Origin of the sequence: Pseudomonas sp. FSL W7-0098 (assembly GCF_005930585.1) — a bacterium.
Lineage (GTDB): Bacteria > Pseudomonadota > Gammaproteobacteria > Pseudomonadales > Pseudomonadaceae > Aquipseudomonas > Aquipseudomonas bubulae.
The window spans coordinates 90,743-107,134 of sequence record NZ_RXHW01000005.1; the positions used below are offsets into that span (position 1 = coordinate 90,743).

Genomic DNA, 16,392 nt, shown 5'->3' on the forward strand with positions numbered 1-16,392 from the left:
CGCAGGTGGCCGGTTAACCCAACCACCCACATTTGAGCTGCTTAAGCGGGCATTTGACGCTTGCTGAACACAGAGTCGATCAAACCGTATTCGGCTGCACGCTCGGCGCTCATGAAGTTGTCACGCTCGGTGTCGCGCTCGATGGTTTCGAGAGTCTGGCCCGTGTGGTGAGCCAGCAGCGAGTTCAAACGGTGACGGATGTTGAGGATTTCCTTGGCATGAATGTCGATATCCGACGCCTGGCCCTGGAAACCGCCCAGTGGCTGGTGAATCATCATGCGCGAGTTCGGCAGGCAGTGACGCTTGCCCGGTGCGCCACCAGCCAACAGGAAGGCACCCATGCTGCAGGCCTGGCCGATGCAGATGGTCGACACGTCAGGCTTGATGAATTGCATGGTGTCGTAGATCGACATGCCTGCAGTCACCGAACCGCCCGGCGAGTTGATGTACAGGTGGATGTCCTTGTCCGGGTTCTCGGCTTCAAGGAACAGCAGCTGCGCAGCCACCAGGTTGGCCATGTAGTCTTCTACGGGGCCGACCAGGAAGATGATTCGCTCCTTCAGGAGGCGCGAGTAGATGTCGTAAGCGCGTTCGCCACGGGCGGACTGCTCGACAACCATCGGGACCAGGCCGCCAGCGGCGTGGATATCAGAGTTCTGCTGAATATAAGAATTGCGGGACATGTCCGGCAGTCACTCCCAAATAGTCTTGTCTGGATACGCATAAGCCAGCTCGAGGCTGGCTTATGGTTGTGTTTTCTAACGAGTCAGAAATCAGTCGGCTTGTGGAGCTTCCACCGGCTTGACAGCTTCTTCGTAAGAGACCGCTTTATCGGTCACCTTGGCCTTCTGCAGAACAGTATCCACAACTTGCTCTTCCAGCACAACCGAACGAACCTCGTTCAATTGCGCGTCGTTTTTGTAGTACCAGGCTACAACCTGCTCTGGCTCCTGGTAAGCGGAAGCCATTTCCTGAATCATTTCGCGAACGCGATCTTCGTCAGGCTTGAGGTCGAACTGCTTGACCACTTCAGCCACGATCAGACCCAGCACTACACGGCGGTTGGCTTGCTCTTCGAACAGCTCTGCCGGCAGTTGATCAGGCTTGATGTTACCACCGAACTGCTGAACAGCCTGCACGCGCAGACGGTCAACTTCGTTGGCCAGCAGCGACTTCGGCACTTCGATCGGGTTGGCAGCCAGCAGGCCGTCCATTACCTGGTTCTTGACCTTGGACTTGATGGCCTGACGCAGTTCACGCTCCATGTTCTTGCGAACTTCGGCGCGGAAGCCTTCCAGACCGGTTTCCTTGATACCGAACTGGGCGAAGAACTCTTCGTTCAGCTCTGGCAGCTTAGGCTCGGAAACAGTGTTCACGGTTACGGTGAACTCGGCTTCTTTGCCAGCCAGGTCCAGATTCTGGTAGTCAGCAGGGAAAGTCAGTTTCAGAACGCGCTCTTCACCGGCTTTGGCGCCTACCAGGCCTTCTTCAAAGCCAGGAATCATGCGGCCCGAACCCAGCACCAGCTGAGTACCGGTGGCGGAGCCGCCAGCGAATACTTCGCCGTCTACCTTGCCAACGAAATCGATGTTCAACTGATCATCGTTCTGGGCAGCACGGTCAGTCACTTCAAAGCGGGTGTTCTGCTTGCGCAGCACGTCCAGCATCTTGTCCAGGTCGGCATCAGCCACTTCGGCGCTCAGGCGCTCGATAGCGATGGTGTCCAGACCGGTCACTTCGAATTCAGGGAATACTTCGAAAGTAGCAACGTATTCCAGATCTTTGCCTTTTTCGAAAACCTTAGGCTCGATCGAAGGAGCACCAGCCGGGTTCAGCTTCTGCTCAACCACAGCTTCGTAGAACGAAGACTGGACTACATTGCCCAGCGCTTCCTGGCGCGCATCAGCTTCGTAACGCTGACGGATTACGCTCATTGGCACCTTGCCTGGACGGAAGCCCGGGATCTTGGCCTTTTGGGCAGTCTGTTGCAGACGCTTGTTGACTTCAGCCTCAATACGCTCAGCTGGCACGCCAATGGTCATGCGACGCTCAAGAGCGGAAGTATTTTCAACAGAAACTTGCATGGATATTCCTCGTTGCACAGACATTAGCCGGCCGTTTCCGACCCCATAATCAAGGGCAAGCATTCTAGTGGGTCAAACTCAAGAAGTCACCCTACCGCAAACACCCTAAGAAACGGCCGACAGAAATTAAGTAAAAGCAGCCATCCGCCTCGCCTTCTATATAGATAGAAGACTGCACTGATCAATTGGCGATAACGGGCAGCCTTTGGAGCTACCCCGATCTGCGCGCATTGTCACACAAATCACAGAGGACGCTAAGCATGCGGGAAACAAGGCGCCGAACGACACCCCTATATGCGATTCTCAAACCGCAGATACAAAAAAACGCCAGAGGGTTAGTCTGGCGTTTTCTTTTAATATGGGGTGGACGAAGGGGATCGAACCCTCGACAACGGGAGTCACAATCCCGTGCTCTACCAACTGAGCTACGCCCACCATAGTGCGTTTACAACCCTGCCGCTCCAAGAAGCAAACAGTTACAACCAAAGAAAAAGCCGCTACAAGCGGCTCTATCAAAATTTGGTGCGGACGGAGAGACTCGAACTCTCACACCTTGCGGCGCTGGAACCTAAATCCAGTGTGTCTACCAATTCCACCACATCCGCATTTCAAACTCTTGAAGCAAAGACGCCACACTTTTAATCTGGCGGCTTTCTAAATATGGGGTGGACGAAGGGGATCGAACCCTCGACAACGGGAGTCACAATCCCGTGCTCTACCAACTGAGCTACGCCCACCATATTGCCTGTACTGCTTTACTTGTGCCAAAGCTGCCTAATGGCGCACCCGGCAGGACTCGAACCTGCGACCATCCGCTTAGAAGGCGGATGCTCTATCCAGCTGAGCTACGGGCGCATTGTTAGCCTGTATTCTTTGACGACTACAAACCAAGTGCTTTCAGTATCACCAAGCTGGACGACAACTTCGCTCTACCTTCTTAACCAGTGCTAGGCTGTGCCCGACAAGTGCGACGAATGTTATAGGTGAGCCCGTAAGTCGTCAACTGTTTTTTAAAAAAAGTTTAGAAATATAAAGGAGTTAGGGCAATAAACAGACCAGGCGCCTTTGCCCTCGCGCCGCGGCATGCGAGAATGCACGTCCTTTTTCCACCCTTTACGATGGTTAATCACGCGTAATGACTGCACAACTAATCGACGGCAAAGCGATCGCCGCCAGCCTGCGCCAGCAGATTGCCAAACGTGTCGCCGAGCGCCACGAGCAAGGCCTGCGCACCCCTGGTCTGGCAGTGATTCTGGTCGGCAGCGATCCTGCTTCCCAGGTTTATGTTTCGCACAAGCGTAAAGACTGCGAAGAGGTAGGCTTTATTTCCCAAGCCTATGACCTGCCCTCCGACACGACCCAACAGGACCTCACCGACCTGATCGACCGTCTCAATGACGACGCGAACATCGACGGCATCCTGCTGCAACTGCCTCTGCCTGCCCATCTGGATGCCTCCAAACTGCTGGAGCGTATCCGTCCGGACAAAGATGTCGACGGTTTCCACCCCTATAACGTCGGTCGTCTGGCCCAACGCATCCCGCTGCTGCGCCCATGCACCCCCAAAGGCATCATGGCCCTGCTGGAAAGCACCGGCCAGGACCTGTACGGAATGGACGCGGTCATTGTCGGCGCCTCCAATATCGTTGGACGCCCGATGGCCATGGAATTGCTGCTGGCTGGCTGCACCGTGACCGTAACCCACCGTTTCACCAAGGACCTGGCCGGCCACGTTGGCCGCGCCGACCTGGTGGTGGTAGCTGCCGGCAAGCCTGGCCTGGTCAAAGGCGAATGGATCAAGGAAGGCGCCATCGTCATCGACGTGGGCATCAACCGCCAGGCTGATGGCAAGCTGGTGGGCGACGTGGTGTACGAGACCGCCCTGCCCCGCGCGGGCTGGATCACCCCGGTACCGGGCGGCGTAGGCCCGATGACTCGTGCCTGCCTGCTGGAAAACACCTTGTACGCAGCCGAAGAATTGCACGGCAACTAGTGCAAAGCGCTGCAAAAAAACGGCACCTTCGGGTGCCGTTTTTATTGGCGCCGCTAAAATCCGGGCAAACAAAAGCCCGCACTTGGCGCAATGCCATGACCTCAATTGTGGGAGCGAGCCTGCTCGCGAAAGCCCACCCGAGACCTTCGCGAGCAGGCTCGCTCCCACAAAATCATCAGCATCACGCCCCGTACGGGCTTTTGTTCAGACAACGGGCAATCTAGTCAGCCAAGCGCCAGGTTGTCCCGCCTTTACTGTCTTCCAGCACCACACCCATTGCCGCGAGCTGATCACGGATACGGTCAGACTCAGCCCAGTCCTTGGCAGCGCGGGCAGCCAGACGCGCATCGATCAAGGCCTGCACCTGAGCGGCATCGATCTTGCCTTCAGCACCGGCCTGCAGAAAGTCATCCGCTTCAAGCTGCAACACACCCAGCACATCGGCCAATTGCTTGAGACGTGCCGCCAGACCGGCAGCCGCCTGCAGATCGGTTTCGCGCAACCGGTTGATCTCGCGAACCATCTCGAACAGCACCGCACAGGCTTCCGGCGTACCGAAGTCGTCGTTCATGACCTGGGTAAAGCGCTCAACAAAGGCTTCACCACCGGCCGGAGCAACCTTGGGCAACCCTTTCAGTGCGTTATAGAAGCGATCAAGGGCTGCCTTGGCATCCTTGAGATTGTCTTCCGAATAGTTGATCGAACTACGGTAGTGGCTCGACACCAACAGATAACGCACAACCTCCGGGTGATACTTCGCCAGAACGTCGCGAATGGTGAAGAAGTTGTTCAAGGACTTGGACATCTTCTCGCCATTGATGCGAATCATCCCGCAATGCATCCAGGCATTGGCGTAGGTTTTACCCGTAGCCGCCTCGCTTTGGGCGATTTCGTTCTCATGGTGCGGAAACTCCAGGTCGCTGCCGCCGCCATGAATATCGAAGGTCTCACCCAGACAGCAGGTAGACATCACCGAGCATTCAATGTGCCAGCCCGGACGACCCGGGCCCCACGGCGACTCCCAGCTCGGCTCGCCAGGCTTGACGCCTTTCCACAACACGAAGTCCAGCGGATCGTCCTTGGCCTCGTCGACCTCGATGCGCGCGCCGATGCGCAGATCTTCGATCTTTTTGCGCGACAGCTTGCCGTAGCCCATGAACTTGGCAACGCGGTAGTACACGTCACCATTGCCCGGGGCATAGGCGTAACCCTTGTCGATCAGGGTCTGGATCATCGCGTGCATGCCAGGGATATGATCCGTGGCACGAGGCTCCATATCCGGCTTGAGGATATTGAGCCGCGCTTCATCTTCATGCATGGCCGCGATCATGCGCTCGGTCAGCACCTCGAAAGGCTCGCCGTTTTCACGCGCACGATTGATGATCTTGTCTTCAATGTCCGTAATGTTGCGCACGTAGGTCAGGTTGTAGCCGCTGAAACGCAACCAGCGGGTCACCAGATCGAAGGCAATCATGCTGCGACCATGGCCGATGTGGCAGTAGTCGTACACAGTCATGCCGCACACGTACATGCGCACATTGTTGCCGTCCAGCGGCTTGAAAACTTCTTTGCTCTTGGTGAGCGTGTTGTAGATCGTAAGCACGGCTTGTTCCTTCAAAACTTGATCACTGGCCCCACGAATCACGCAGGGTCACGGTACGGTTGAATACCGGGTGACCGGGTTTCGAGTCCTTGATATCTGCGCAGAAGTAGCCTTCGCGCTCGAACTGGAAACGGTCTTCCGGCTGTGCATTGCCCAGCGAGGGTTCAGCACGACAACCGGTCAGTACCTGCAGCGAGTCAGGGTTGATGTTTTCCAGGAAGCCCGCGCCGTCTTCGGCCTTTTCAGGGTTCGGCGAGCGGAACAGACGATCATACAAACGCACTTCGCATTCGACGCTGGCAGCCGCCGGCACCCAATGCACAACACCCTTGACCTTGCGACCTTCAGGGTTTTTACCCAGGGTCAGCGGATCGTACGAGCAATGCAGTTCAACGATGTTGCCATCGGCATCCTTGATCGCTTCGTCGGCACGGATCACATAGCTGCCGCGCAAACGCACTTCGCCCGCAGGCTCAAGACGCTTGTAGCCTTTTGGCGGCTCTTCCATGAAGTCTTCACGGTCGATGTAGATTTCACGGGCAAACGGCAACACCCGCACACCCATGTCTTCCTTAGGGTGGCAAGGCAGCTCGAGGTTTTCGACCTGACCTTCCGGGTAGTTGGTGATGATCACTTTCAATGGACGCAGCACGCACATGGCGCGCGGCGCGCTGTGGTCCAGATCGTCACGAATGCTGAATTCCAGCATGCCGAAGTCAACAACACCGTCAGAACGGTTGGTGCCGACCATGTCACAGAAATTACGAATCGATTTAGGCGTGTAACCGCGACGGCGGAAACCCGACAGCGTCGACATGCGCGGGTCATCCCAGCCGTTGACGTGCTTTTCATCGACCAGCTGCTTGAGCTTGCGCTTGCTGGTGATGGTGTAGTTGAGGTTCAGACGGCTGAACTCGTACTGACGCGGGCGCGCCGGTACTGGCAGGCTGTCCAGGAACCATTCGTACAGCGGACGATGGCTTTCGAACTCCAGGGTGCAGATCGAATGGGTGATGCCTTCAATGGCATCCGACTGACCGTGGGTGAAGTCATAGTTGGGGTAGATGCACCACTTGTCACCGGTCTGGTGGTGATGGGCATGACGGATGCGGTACATGATCGGGTCGCGCAAGTTCATGTTCGGCGAGGCCATGTCGATCTTGGCGCGCAGCACACGCTTGCCGTCTTCAAACTCACCGGCGGTCATGCGGGCGAACAGATCCAGGTTCTCTTCAACGCTGCGGTCGCGGAACGGGCTGTTCTTGCCGGGCTCGGTCAGGCTGCCGCGGTATTCCTTGGCTTGCTCGGGCGTCAGGTCGCAGACGTAGGCCTTGCCTTCTTTGATCAGGTAAATCGCCCACTCGTGCAGTTGATCGAAGTATTGCGACGCGTAACGCACTTCACCGGCCCACTCGAAGCCCAGCCACTTGACGTCGCTTTCGATGGCGTCGATGTATTCCTGGTCTTCTTTTGCCGGGTTGGTGTCGTCAAAACGCAAATGCGTCACGCCGCCAAACTCTTGAGCCAGCCCAAAGTTCACACAAATGGATTTGGCATGACCGATGTGCAGATAGCCGTTTGGCTCCGGCGGAAAGCGGGTCACGATCTGTGTGTATTTACCCGAGTCTAGGTCCGCCTGAACGATTGGACGCAGGAAGTTAGCCGGGACAGCAGGGCCAGCCTTTGGATTCAGAGTGGGGTCGACAGTGGGCTTGCTCATAGGATCCTTGAACGTAACAGGGTGCGCGGCCTGGGTCGGCCGACTAAATCAAAGCGCCTATCATAGCCGATGCCGCCAAGTCACTGACAGAGCAGGTGCTCAATCAAAGCGATTGAAATGCCGGCTTTTAGTCCCCATATGGGAAAAACACCATCGAAATGCCGTGCGAGCACGCTAAACTCCGCCCGCGGCTGTATCTACCCAGCCAGCCCGGGAGATTGAGGTGTGTTCACCCCGCTCCCCGGCCCGACGAATTCCCTGATAGAGCGATACGACCATGACCCAAGTAAAACTGAGCACCAACCACGGCGACATCGTGATCGAACTGAACGCTGAAAAAGCACCGATCACCGTAGCCAACTTCATCGAATACGTAAAAGCCGGCCACTACGAAAACACCGTTTTCCACCGTGTAATCGGCAACTTCATGATCCAGGGCGGCGGTTTTGAGCCAGGCATGAAAGAAAAGAAAGACAAGCGTCCAAGCATCCAGAACGAAGCCGACAACGGCCTGCCGAACGAGAAGTACACCGTGGCCATGGCTCGCACCATGGAACCGCATTCGGCTTCCGCCCAGTTCTTCATCAACGTGGCTGACAACAGCTTCCTCAACCACAGCGGCAAAACCGCTCAGGGCTGGGGCTACGCCGTATTCGGTAAAGTCGTTGCAGGCCAGGACGTAGTAGACAAGATCAAAGGCGTTGCCACCACGTCCAAAGCCGGCCACCAGGACGTGCCTAAAGATGACGTGATCGTCGAGAAAGCAGAGATCATTGAGTGATACTGCTGATTTCAGATTTGCATCTGGAAGAGGAGCGCCCGGACATTACCCGGGCGTTTCTGGATTTCCTGACCGGGCGTGCGCGCTCGGCTCAGGCGCTCTACATCCTGGGCGACTTTTTCGAAGCCTGGATTGGCGACGATGCCATGACCCCCTATCAGCGCTCGATCTGTGCAGCGCTGCGCACCCTGAGCGAGACCGGCACGCAGATCTTTCTGATGCACGGCAACCGCGACTTTTTACTTGGCCAGGCCTTTTGTAAAGCGGCTGGCTGCACCCTGATCAAAGACCCCAGCGTGGTCGACTTCTATGGCGAAGCGGTTTTGTTGATGCACGGCGACAGCCTGTGCACGCGCGACGAAGCCTATATGCGCCTGCGACGCATCCTGCGCAACCCCGTCACTTTGTGGGTCCTGCGCCACCTGCCGCTGAGCACCCGGCATAAACTGGCGCGCAAGCTGCGCAGCGAAAGCCGCGCCCAGACCCGCATGAAAGCCAACGACATCGTTGACGTGACCCCCGAGGAAGTACCCCGGATCATGGCGCACTTTGGTGTGCACACCCTGATTCACGGCCACACCCACCGCCCGGCGATACACAAACTGCAGATCGGCGAACAGACCGCCCAGCGCATTGTGCTGGGTGACTGGGACCGCCAGGGCTGGGTACTGCAAGTGGATGAGCAAGGCATGCAGCTGACGCCGTTTGATTTTGCTCCGCCTGGCGCACAGTAAACTCGTGGGAGCGAGCCTGCTCGCGAAGGTTTCTGCACAACATCACAGATAAACCGCATGCCGACTTTCGCGAGCAGGCTCGCTCCCACAAGGGACTTGCAGGGCTCCAGCCCCTCTACCTCTAATGCCCGCTGGTCGCCGGCCCCGCCTTGGCTATAAACGGTGGTTTCGCCAGCCACACCAGCAGAATCAAGCCCATAAACAGCCAACCCATCATGGTGAAGTAATCCACGGTGGAGAACATATAGGCCTGACTGGTCAGAATCTTGTCCATCTGTGCATAGGCGGGCGTGCTGGCGCCCCCCAGGCTTTCGAGCGCATGCCGGGTCACAGGGTCATAGGCGCTGATGCTTTCGCTCAAGTAGGCATGATGCTGATCCGCCCGGCGAATCCAGATCCAGGTGGTCAAGGACGCCGCAAAGCTGCCGCCCAGTGTACGCAGGAAGGTCGCTAGCCCAGCGCCATCAGCAATCTGATGCGACGGCAAATCCGACATCAAAATGGTCAAGGTCGGCATAAAGAACAGGGCCACGCCAATCCCCATAAACAGCTGCACCATCGCGATATGCTGGAAATCCACCTCATTGGTGAACTCGGCACGCATAAAGCAGCTCAGGCCAATAGCCAAAAAGGCCAGCCCGGCCAACAGGCGCAAGTCGAATTTATTCGCGTACTTGCCCACAAAGGGCGACATCAAAACCGGCAAGATCCCGATCGGTGCCACCGCCAGACCGGCCCAGGTAGCGGTATAGCCCATCTGCGTCTGCAGCCATTGCGGCAAAATCAGGTTGATACCAAAGAACCCGGCATAACCCAACACCAGCACAATGGTGCCAATCCGGAAGTTACGGTGAGCAAACAGGCGCAAGTTGACGATCGGATGCTTGTCTGTCATTTCCCAAATGATAAAGGCCGCCAGTGCCACTACCGATAACGCCGTGCCCGAGAGAATGAAACTGGACTCGAACCAGTCCAGATCATTGCCCTTGTCGAGCACGATCTGCAACGCACCCACACCGATGATCAAGGTGATTAGCCCCACGTAATCCATCGGTTGACGGGTAATCACCACCGGGCGCGCCTTGAGTTGCTGGCGAACCACCATCACGGCAAAAATACCGATCGGGATATTGATAAAGAAGATCCACGGCCAACTGTAACTGTCGGTGATCCAGCCGCCCAAAATAGGCCCGGCAATCGGTGCAACCACCGTGACCATTGCCAGCAATGCCAATGCCATCCCCCGTTTTGCCGGGGGATACACCGCAATCAGCAAAGTCTGGGTCATGGGATAAAGCGGCCCGGCCACCAGCCCCTGGAGCACGCGAAACCCGACCAGCTCTGGCATCGAGGTGGAAATACCGCACAAAAACGAGGCCAGAACGAACAGCATCGTGGCCCACAGAAACAACTTAACCTCACCAAACCGCCGGCTGAGCCAGCCGGTTAACGGCAAGGCAATCGCGTTACTGACCGCAAATGACGTAATTACCCAGGTACCCTGCTCCGAACTCACTCCAAGATTACCGGAGATGGTGGGCAAGGCGACGTTGGCGATGGTGGTGTCCAGCACCTGCATAAAGGTCGCCAGCGACAGGCCGATCGTGGCCATTACCAGGCTGGGAGGGGAAAATGACGCGTTTGTACTCATCGCAAATCCTTTAAAACCGGGGATGCAGCCCCACCCTTGCGGCGGGGCTCATGGATTGGCGAATCAGCGTTGGGCGGCCATGTCGCCAGTGCCAGCGCTGTTGCTGTCAATCAAACGCGTAATCAGGGCTTCGGCATCGACCAATTGCTGCGCATACACCGTGGTGGAGAATGAAGCTTTTTGCGGCGGTTGCTGAGCCAGAACCGGACCACTTTGGTCACGCAGGTTGACATCCACAGTCGTCGACAAGCCGACCCGCAACGGGTGCTCGGCCAGCTCATCGGCATTGATATGAATACGCACCGGCACACGCTGGACAATCTTGATCCAGTTGCCCGTGGCATTTTGCGCGGGCAACAGAGCAAATGCACTGCCGGTACCGGCACCGATACTGTCGATGGTGCCGCTGTATTTCACGCCGCTGCCGTAGATATCAGACTCAATATCCACCGCCTGCCCGATACGCATCTTGTGCAACTGGGTTTCCTTGAAGTTGGCATCGATCCACAGCTGGTTAAGTGGAATGACCGCCATCAACGCCGTGCCCGGCTGAACCCGCTGGCCCAGCTGCACGGTGCGCTTGGCCACATAACCGGTGACCGGCGCAATCAGGGTGGAACGGGCATTGGCCAGGTACGCCTGGCGCAGTTGCGCCGCTGCAGCCTTCACATCCGGGTGGTTGGCCACCGTGGTGTTATCGACCAGCGCCAGGGTGGTGTCGAGTTTTTGCTCGGCATTGCGCAAGGCGCTTTGCGCCGAAGACAGATCATCCCGGGCATGGGACAACTCTTCCTGAGAGATCGCCCCGCCTGCTGCCAGGCTTTTACGGCGGCTGTAGTTGTCCTGGTTTTTCTGCACTTCAACTTTCTGCGCAGCCACCTGGGCTTTCATGCCCTTCACATCACTGAACAGGCCGCGTACCTGGCGCACGGTACGGGCCAGATTGGCTTCAGCGCTCTGCAGGCCGACCTGGGCATCGCTCGGATCGAAGTCAATCAGCACCTGCCCTTCATGCACCAGATCGCCATCATCGGCGCCGATACTCACCACCGTACCGGTGACCAACGGGGTGATTTCAACCACGTTGCCATTTACATAGGCATCGTCGGTGCTTTCATTCCAGCGACCATAGAGCTCTTCCCAGGCCCAGACACCCAGCCCGAGCAGGATGACCAAAATTGCCAGGCCGCTCAGCCAGAGCTTGCGTTTGCGCTGGCTGGCAGCGTCCTGGGGTTGTTGCGTTTCATTCGGTGTTTGCACAGTGGCCATGACGGGTACCTAAATTATTCTGCCAGCGAGGGCTTCAGCGGGAGCGGCCGCAGCCGGATTGCCGGGCTCAAGTCCGCCGCCCAGGGCTTGCATCAGTTGAATCGAAAGGTCGATCTGCTCGGCATTCAGGCCCGCCAGCTGGCGCTGCGCCTGCAACAATTGCTGCTCGATGCTGAGCACGTCGAGGTAGTTGCCGACACCCGAGCCGTAGCGCTGCAAGACGGTATCGAACGACTCCTGAGCGATCTGGGTGGCCCGTTGCTGGGCGCTTATCTGCTGGCCCACGGCACTTAACTGCGCCAGGGTGTCACTGACATCGCCCAGGGCGCCGACCAGGATCTTGTTGTATTGCGCCACCGCCAGATCGTAATTGGCGTCCTCTGCGTCCAGCCCGGCACGCAAACGCCCGCCATCAAAGATCGGCAGAGAAATCGCCGGGGCAATATTGAGGAAGCGACTGGCAGAACCGAACAGCGCATCACCCAGCAACGACTGGGTTCCCGCCGCTGCACTCAAATTGAGATTGGGATAAAAACGCGTCCGGGCGGCGGCAATATTCTTGCTCGCCGCCTCTACCCGCCAGCGCGCAGCCACCAGATCGGGGCGACGCCCCAGCAGTTCAGCTGGCAAGCTGCTCGGTAACGCCACGGCGCCCGGGGCGAGGGTTTTCGGGCGAGCGATATCCATCCCGCGGTCCGGCCCCTTGCCCAACAACACCGCCAGCGCGATGCGTGCACTTTTGAGTTGTTTTTCAGCATTGATCAACTGCTCCTGGGAGCTGGCCTCAAGGCTTTCGGTTTGCTGGTACTGGTAATGGCTGTCGATACCGGCTTGCAGGCGGCGCTTGCTCAGGTCCAGCATTTTACCGGTGCGTTCCAGGTCATCCCTGGCCAGGTCGCGCACGATAAAGGCATGTCCCAGGCTGCTATACCCCCGCGCTACATCGGCAGCCAGGGTCAGGCTCGCGGCCTGAGTGTCGACTTCGGCAGCGCGGGCCTGGCCCAACGCCGCTTCCCAGGCCGCACGCTGGCCGCCCCATAGATCGAAGGTGTAATTAAATGTCAGGCTGGCGTTGCGTAGCGTGTCGTAACGGCCACCCTGGCCGGTCGGATCCTGGGAACGCGACAGGCGCGAACGCGAAACATCGGCCTCGGCATCCAGGGTCGGCATGCGTGCGGCATCTGCAGCCCCGGCTGCAGCCGTTGCTTGATGGGCGCGGGCACTCGCTATTTGCATATCAGGGCTGTCGCGCAACGCTTGTTCGATCAAGCCATCCAGCTGAGTGTCGCCCAGGCGCTTCCACCAGTCCTTTTCAGGCCATGCCGCCGGGCTGACGGTAATGCCTGCAAGGGTCCTGGCCGCTTCCAGGTTTTTCCCGTCCTGGCTCACGCCCTCGGTGTTCAGCCCGCTGTAGCTGGCACAACCGGCCAGCAGCATCGACGTAAAAACCAGGCTAAGGCCTGTACGCAGTGTCTTGTGGCTCATTTTTCACCTAAACGCATGACAGTGATGGGATCACCCGCTGCCAACAGTATTTTCTTGAGGATCTGTTCCAGGCTTTGCAGTTCTTGCGGGCTGATGGCGCCGGCCAGCTGGTTCATCGCATCGGCACCGACCTTCGGCAGAAGGCCTGCCAGGGCCTTGCCGTCTTCGCTCAGTACCAGCCGCACCTGGCGACGGTCAGCCTCGGAACGCTGGCGCACCAGCAGGTTTTTCTGCTCAAGACGATCGAGCATGCGCGTCATCGAGCCGCTGTCCAGGCACAGATGGCGGCAAAGCTCAGCCGGAGTGTCGACGTCGAACTGGGCCATGATGATCAGCACCTTGAACTGCGCCGCCGTGATGCCGTAAGGCTCCATATGGCGGTCAATGATCTTGTCCTTGAGCATGGCCGTGCGCCCCAGGAGCAAACCCAGGGTGCAGTTTTGAAAGTTATCGGGGTGAAAATGCTTCATCAGGGCACCAGGAAGCTGCCTAGGCAGTAATGTTTCCAAATATTACTGTCTAGGCAGCTAATGTCAAGCCGATTATTAGGTGGCTATCTATCTGGTTTTTCAGCGGGCACGCAAACCGGTGCCTAAGAGAGCAACTATCTAGATGATGGCGGGATTGTTGTGGGAGCGGGCTTGCTCGCGAGGGCATCGCCCTGCCTGCATGACAGACCGCAGCGTCTGCATCGCGAGCAAGCCCGCTCCCACAGTAGATCTACAGAAGACTCAAGAAACTGCCGGCACACCACTATGAAAGCGGAATTCAACATCCGGCGATTCAATCAGCTCCTGCTCCGCCGCCCTCACCCGCTCGATCACCTGGCCGATATCCTTGGCGTCGCCGTACTGGTAGGCCAGCTTCAGATAACCCTGGAAATGTCGGGCCTCGCTCTTGAGCAGACCGAAGTAGAACTTGCCGAGCTCTTCGTCCAGATGCGGCACCAGCGCCTCGAAACGCTCGCAGCTGCGGGCCTCGATAAACGCCCCCACCACCAGGGTATCCACCAGCTTGACCGGCTCATGGTTGCGCACCACCTTGCGCAGCGCCGAGGCATAGCGCCCGGCCGATAGCTGGCGCAGCTCGATCTTGCGCTTTTTCATCAGACGCATGACTTGCTCGTGGTGCACCAGCTCTTCACGAGCCAGACGCGACATCATATTGATCAGGTCAACATGGGAGTGATATTTGGCGATCAGGCTCAGCGCCGTGCTGGCGGCCTTGAACTCGCAGTTTTTGTGATCGATCAGCAGGGTTTCCTGATCAGCCAGTGCCGCTGCAATCCAGCCGTCAGGCGTTCGGCAACCCAGGAACTCATGAATTTCAGGAAGATTCACGCGCACACTCCCAGGCATTGGGAATTGCACGGCAGACCGGCAGTGATTTGAACAATTGCTGACATGGGACTCACAAAGACTGAATTGAGGCGAGCCGGTGATTATACGGGCCCCGGCGCGCAGCACCAACGACACAACTTGATATGCATCAACGCAGGTTCAACTGCCGACCAACTATAGTGAATGCACGCCTTTTCTATTACATGTGGAGTCACCGGTCATGCACAGCATTAACAGCCTGTTGGTCGTCATCGAGCCTCACCTGATGGAAAGCCTCGCACTCAAGCGGGCCAAGCACATTGCCAGTCACACCAAGGCGCATCTGCATCTATTGATCTGCGATAAAAAAAATGACCACTCAGCCCTGCTGAGCGTGCTTGAAAGCAGCCTCAAAAGCGAAGCCTACAGTGTGAGCAGCGAGCAGGCCTGGCACGAAAGCCAGCACGCCACCATTATCAAAGTGCAGCAGCCGCACAACTGCGGGCTGGTGATCAAACAGCATGTGCCCGACAACCCGCTAAAAAAAGTCCTGCTGACCCCTGAGGACTGGAAACTGCTGCGCTATTGCCCTAGCCCGGTGCTGCTGGCCAAAACAGCACAGAGCTGGGAGCACGGCGTGATACTGGCAGCCGTCGACGTGGGCAATAACGACCCGGAGCATATGGCCCTGCATACCAGCATTGTCGACCACGGCTTTCGCATCGCCAGCATGGCCCATGCCGAACTGCATGTGGTCAGCGCCCACCCGGCGCCAATGCTCGCAACAGTCGACGCGGTCTACCCGCTGGATACCGAGCTGGAACAGACCTACCGCGCAGAATGTAAAGTCTTCCAGCAACAATGCGAAATTGACGACAGCCGCCTGCATATTGAAGAAGGCCCGGCGGACGTGATCATTCCGCGGGTAGCCAAAAACCTGGACGCCGTGGTCACTGTGATGGGCACCGTCGCCCGTACCGGCTTTTCCGGGGCCCTGATCGGCAATACCGCCGAAGTGGTGATCGACAAGCTGGAAAGCGACATTCTGGTGCTCAAGCCCGATGACATCGTCGAGCATCTGGAGCAACTGGCGAGCAAGCTCTGAGCGCTTACTCGCCAAACGCATCCTTCAGAAAGCCCGGGGCGATATAGCGCTGATAATGCGCTTCGGACAGGAGGAAAAATTCCCGATCAATGGCATCGCGCAGATCGGTCAGCGGCCAGCCGCGAAACTCCGGCAACAGCACCATGCCGTACAGCTCCAGCTGGTTGATCACCCGCGCCCCGCGGGCAATCAGCTGGTAGGCCCAGCAATACTCGGACTGGGCAGGCACAAAGCGGATTTTGCGCGCCACCAGCTGGTCACGCAGCGTGGCCCGGTCGAACACTTCGACCTTGCCGGCCATCACCTGCACCAACAACTGCTCGAGCCGACGCCACACGGCACGCTTTTCTTCCTCGTTGTAACCGTTCCAGTTGATCACTTCATGATGGAAACGCTTGCAACCACGGCACACAAGGTCGCCGTAAACCGTTGAGCAAAGGCCTATGCAGGGGGTCTTGATGGTTTGATTGGACATGGCGAAATAGAGCACTGCAGAACGAAACAGGTGGCCATGTTAGCCCTTTGTCTAACGCAGATCACCCCTCAACCTTCAGGGCCTAACTTACCTTTAACAAGTTTTTACCGTAGAATCGGCCTGCCTTTTAAGGCGCCAATGTCCGTTAGAAGCTGTTTTCAAAGCGTCACGAG

The 16,392-nt window shown here is 57.6% G+C and carries 14 protein-coding genes and 4 tRNA genes; 4 read left to right on the forward strand and 14 right to left on the reverse strand.

Annotation, left to right across the window (positions count from 1 at the left end; translation table 11 throughout):
* Nucleotides 1–41: 41 nt before the first annotated feature.
* The 6 genes from clpP to FHL07_RS10775 all read right to left on the reverse strand — a co-directional run bounded on the left by clpP (nt 42) and on the right by FHL07_RS10775 (nt 2,939).
* On the reverse strand, nt 42–683 hold the full coding sequence (clpP, locus tag FHL07_RS10750) for an ATP-dependent Clp endopeptidase proteolytic subunit ClpP (RefSeq protein WP_095001709.1): 642 nt from the start codon (nt 681–683) through the stop codon (nt 42–44).
* Between the two features lie 90 nt (nt 684–773).
* Nucleotides 774–2,084, reverse strand: coding sequence for a trigger factor (tig, locus tag FHL07_RS10755; RefSeq protein WP_029611584.1), 1,311 nt, complete (start codon nt 2,082–2,084; stop codon nt 774–776).
* A gap of 359 nt (nt 2,085–2,443) precedes the next feature.
* A tRNA-His gene (locus FHL07_RS10760) sits at nt 2,444–2,519 on the reverse strand.
* An 85-nt stretch (nt 2,520–2,604) separates the two neighbouring features.
* Nucleotides 2,605–2,689: transfer RNA gene (locus FHL07_RS10765), tRNA-Leu, on the reverse strand.
* Between the two features lie 56 nt (nt 2,690–2,745).
* Nucleotides 2,746–2,821, reverse strand: a tRNA-His gene (locus tag FHL07_RS10770).
* A 41-nt stretch (nt 2,822–2,862) separates the two neighbouring features.
* A tRNA-Arg gene (locus tag FHL07_RS10775) sits at nt 2,863–2,939 on the reverse strand.
* Between the two features lie 280 nt (nt 2,940–3,219).
* Between FHL07_RS10775 and folD the strand changes: the two genes are divergently transcribed.
* Complete coding sequence (folD, locus tag FHL07_RS10780) at nt 3,220–4,077, forward strand: bifunctional methylenetetrahydrofolate dehydrogenase/methenyltetrahydrofolate cyclohydrolase FolD (protein WP_088377854.1); 858 nt, start codon at nt 3,220–3,222, stop codon at nt 4,075–4,077.
* Between the two features lie 220 nt (nt 4,078–4,297).
* Here folD and cysS read toward each other — a convergent pair whose 3' ends face one another.
* Nucleotides 4,298–5,680 carry a cysteine--tRNA ligase gene (gene cysS / locus FHL07_RS10785; protein WP_095001710.1) on the reverse strand — a complete coding sequence of 461 codons (1,383 nt, stop codon included), beginning with the start codon at nt 5,678–5,680 and terminating at the stop codon, nt 4,298–4,300.
* Between the two features lie 22 nt (nt 5,681–5,702).
* Nucleotides 5,703–7,400: a glutamine--tRNA ligase/YqeY domain fusion protein gene (locus tag FHL07_RS10790; RefSeq protein ID WP_095019323.1), complete on the reverse strand. Its 1,698-nt coding sequence runs from the start codon at nt 7,398–7,400 to the stop codon at nt 5,703–5,705.
* Between the two features lie 277 nt (nt 7,401–7,677).
* Between FHL07_RS10790 and FHL07_RS10795 the strand changes: the two genes are divergently transcribed.
* Together FHL07_RS10795 and lpxH are read left to right on the forward strand one after the other, a co-directional pair.
* Complete coding sequence (locus FHL07_RS10795) at nt 7,678–8,181, forward strand: peptidylprolyl isomerase (protein ID WP_095001712.1); 504 nt, start codon at nt 7,678–7,680, stop codon at nt 8,179–8,181.
* Nucleotides 8,178–8,915 carry a UDP-2,3-diacylglucosamine diphosphatase gene (gene lpxH, locus FHL07_RS10800; protein ID WP_138738457.1) on the forward strand — a complete coding sequence of 246 codons (738 nt, stop codon included), beginning with the start codon at nt 8,178–8,180 and terminating at the stop codon, nt 8,913–8,915. The genes FHL07_RS10795 and lpxH overlap by 4 nt, the downstream gene beginning before the upstream one ends.
* 121 nt (nt 8,916–9,036) lie before the next feature.
* Here the strand turns inward: lpxH and FHL07_RS10805 are convergent, their stop codons facing one another.
* From FHL07_RS10805 to miaE, 5 genes are all read right to left on the reverse strand, one after another.
* Nucleotides 9,037–10,566: a DHA2 family efflux MFS transporter permease subunit gene (locus FHL07_RS10805; RefSeq protein WP_138738458.1), complete on the reverse strand. Its 1,530-nt coding sequence runs from the start codon at nt 10,564–10,566 to the stop codon at nt 9,037–9,039.
* 63 nt (nt 10,567–10,629) lie between these two features.
* Nucleotides 10,630–11,835, reverse strand: coding sequence for an efflux RND transporter periplasmic adaptor subunit (locus tag FHL07_RS10810; protein WP_095019325.1), 1,206 nt, complete (start codon nt 11,833–11,835; stop codon nt 10,630–10,632).
* A gap of 9 nt (nt 11,836–11,844) precedes the next feature.
* Nucleotides 11,845–13,320 carry an efflux transporter outer membrane subunit gene (locus FHL07_RS10815; RefSeq protein WP_095020910.1) on the reverse strand — a complete coding sequence of 492 codons (1,476 nt, stop codon included), beginning with the start codon at nt 13,318–13,320 and terminating at the stop codon, nt 11,845–11,847.
* Nucleotides 13,317–13,790 (reverse strand): MarR family winged helix-turn-helix transcriptional regulator, encoded by a 474-nt coding sequence (locus FHL07_RS10820; RefSeq protein WP_095020911.1) that lies wholly within the window; start codon nt 13,788–13,790, stop codon nt 13,317–13,319. The genes FHL07_RS10815 and FHL07_RS10820 overlap by 4 nt, the downstream gene beginning before the upstream one ends.
* 261 nt (nt 13,791–14,051) lie before the next feature.
* The gene (miaE, locus tag FHL07_RS10825; protein WP_138738459.1) at nt 14,052–14,660 is read right to left on the reverse strand and encodes a tRNA-(ms[2]io[6]A)-hydroxylase; all 609 of its coding nucleotides are present in this window, start codon (nt 14,658–14,660) and stop codon (nt 14,052–14,054) included.
* A gap of 220 nt (nt 14,661–14,880) precedes the next feature.
* On the opposite strand from miaE, the gene FHL07_RS10830 reads away from it, so the two are divergent.
* Entirely contained in the window at nt 14,881–15,744 is an 864-nt protein-coding gene (locus FHL07_RS10830) for a universal stress protein (protein WP_138738460.1), read from the forward strand.
* A 4-nt stretch (nt 15,745–15,748) separates the two neighbouring features.
* On the opposite strand, the gene FHL07_RS10835 is transcribed toward FHL07_RS10830, so the two are convergent.
* A complete protein-coding gene (locus tag FHL07_RS10835; RefSeq protein ID WP_095001720.1) occupies nt 15,749–16,219 on the reverse strand; it encodes a DUF1289 domain-containing protein in 471 nt (156 codons plus the stop codon).
* Nucleotides 16,220–16,392 lie beyond the last annotated feature (173 nt).

Excerpts from the sequence above, each read along its gene's own strand:
- clpP (WP_095001709.1), bottom strand. The coding sequence starts at position 683 with ATGTCCCGCAATTCTTATATTCAGCAGAACTCTGATATCCACGCCGCT.
- tig (WP_029611584.1), bottom strand. The coding sequence starts at position 2,084 with ATGCAAGTTTCTGTTGAAAATACTTCCGCTCTTGAGCGTCGCATGACC.
- folD (WP_088377854.1), top strand. The coding sequence starts at position 3,220 with ATGACTGCACAACTAATCGACGGCAAAGCGATCGCCGCCAGCCTGCGC.
- FHL07_RS10790 (WP_095019323.1), bottom strand. The coding sequence starts at position 7,400 with ATGAGCAAGCCCACTGTCGACCCCACTCTGAATCCAAAGGCTGGCCCT.
- FHL07_RS10795 (WP_095001712.1), top strand. The coding sequence starts at position 7,678 with ATGACCCAAGTAAAACTGAGCACCAACCACGGCGACATCGTGATCGAA.
- FHL07_RS10805 (WP_138738458.1), bottom strand. The coding sequence starts at position 10,566 with ATGAGTACAAACGCGTCATTTTCCCCTCCCAGCCTGGTAATGGCCACG.
- FHL07_RS10810 (WP_095019325.1), bottom strand. The coding sequence starts at position 11,835 with ATGGCCACTGTGCAAACACCGAATGAAACGCAACAACCCCAGGACGCT.
- FHL07_RS10815 (WP_095020910.1), bottom strand. The coding sequence starts at position 13,320 with ATGAGCCACAAGACACTGCGTACAGGCCTTAGCCTGGTTTTTACGTCG.
- FHL07_RS10820 (WP_095020911.1), bottom strand. The coding sequence starts at position 13,790 with ATGAAGCATTTTCACCCCGATAACTTTCAAAACTGCACCCTGGGTTTG.
- FHL07_RS10830 (WP_138738460.1), top strand. The coding sequence starts at position 14,881 with ATGCACAGCATTAACAGCCTGTTGGTCGTCATCGAGCCTCACCTGATG.
- FHL07_RS10835 (WP_095001720.1), bottom strand. The coding sequence starts at position 16,219 with ATGTCCAATCAAACCATCAAGACCCCCTGCATAGGCCTTTGCTCAACG.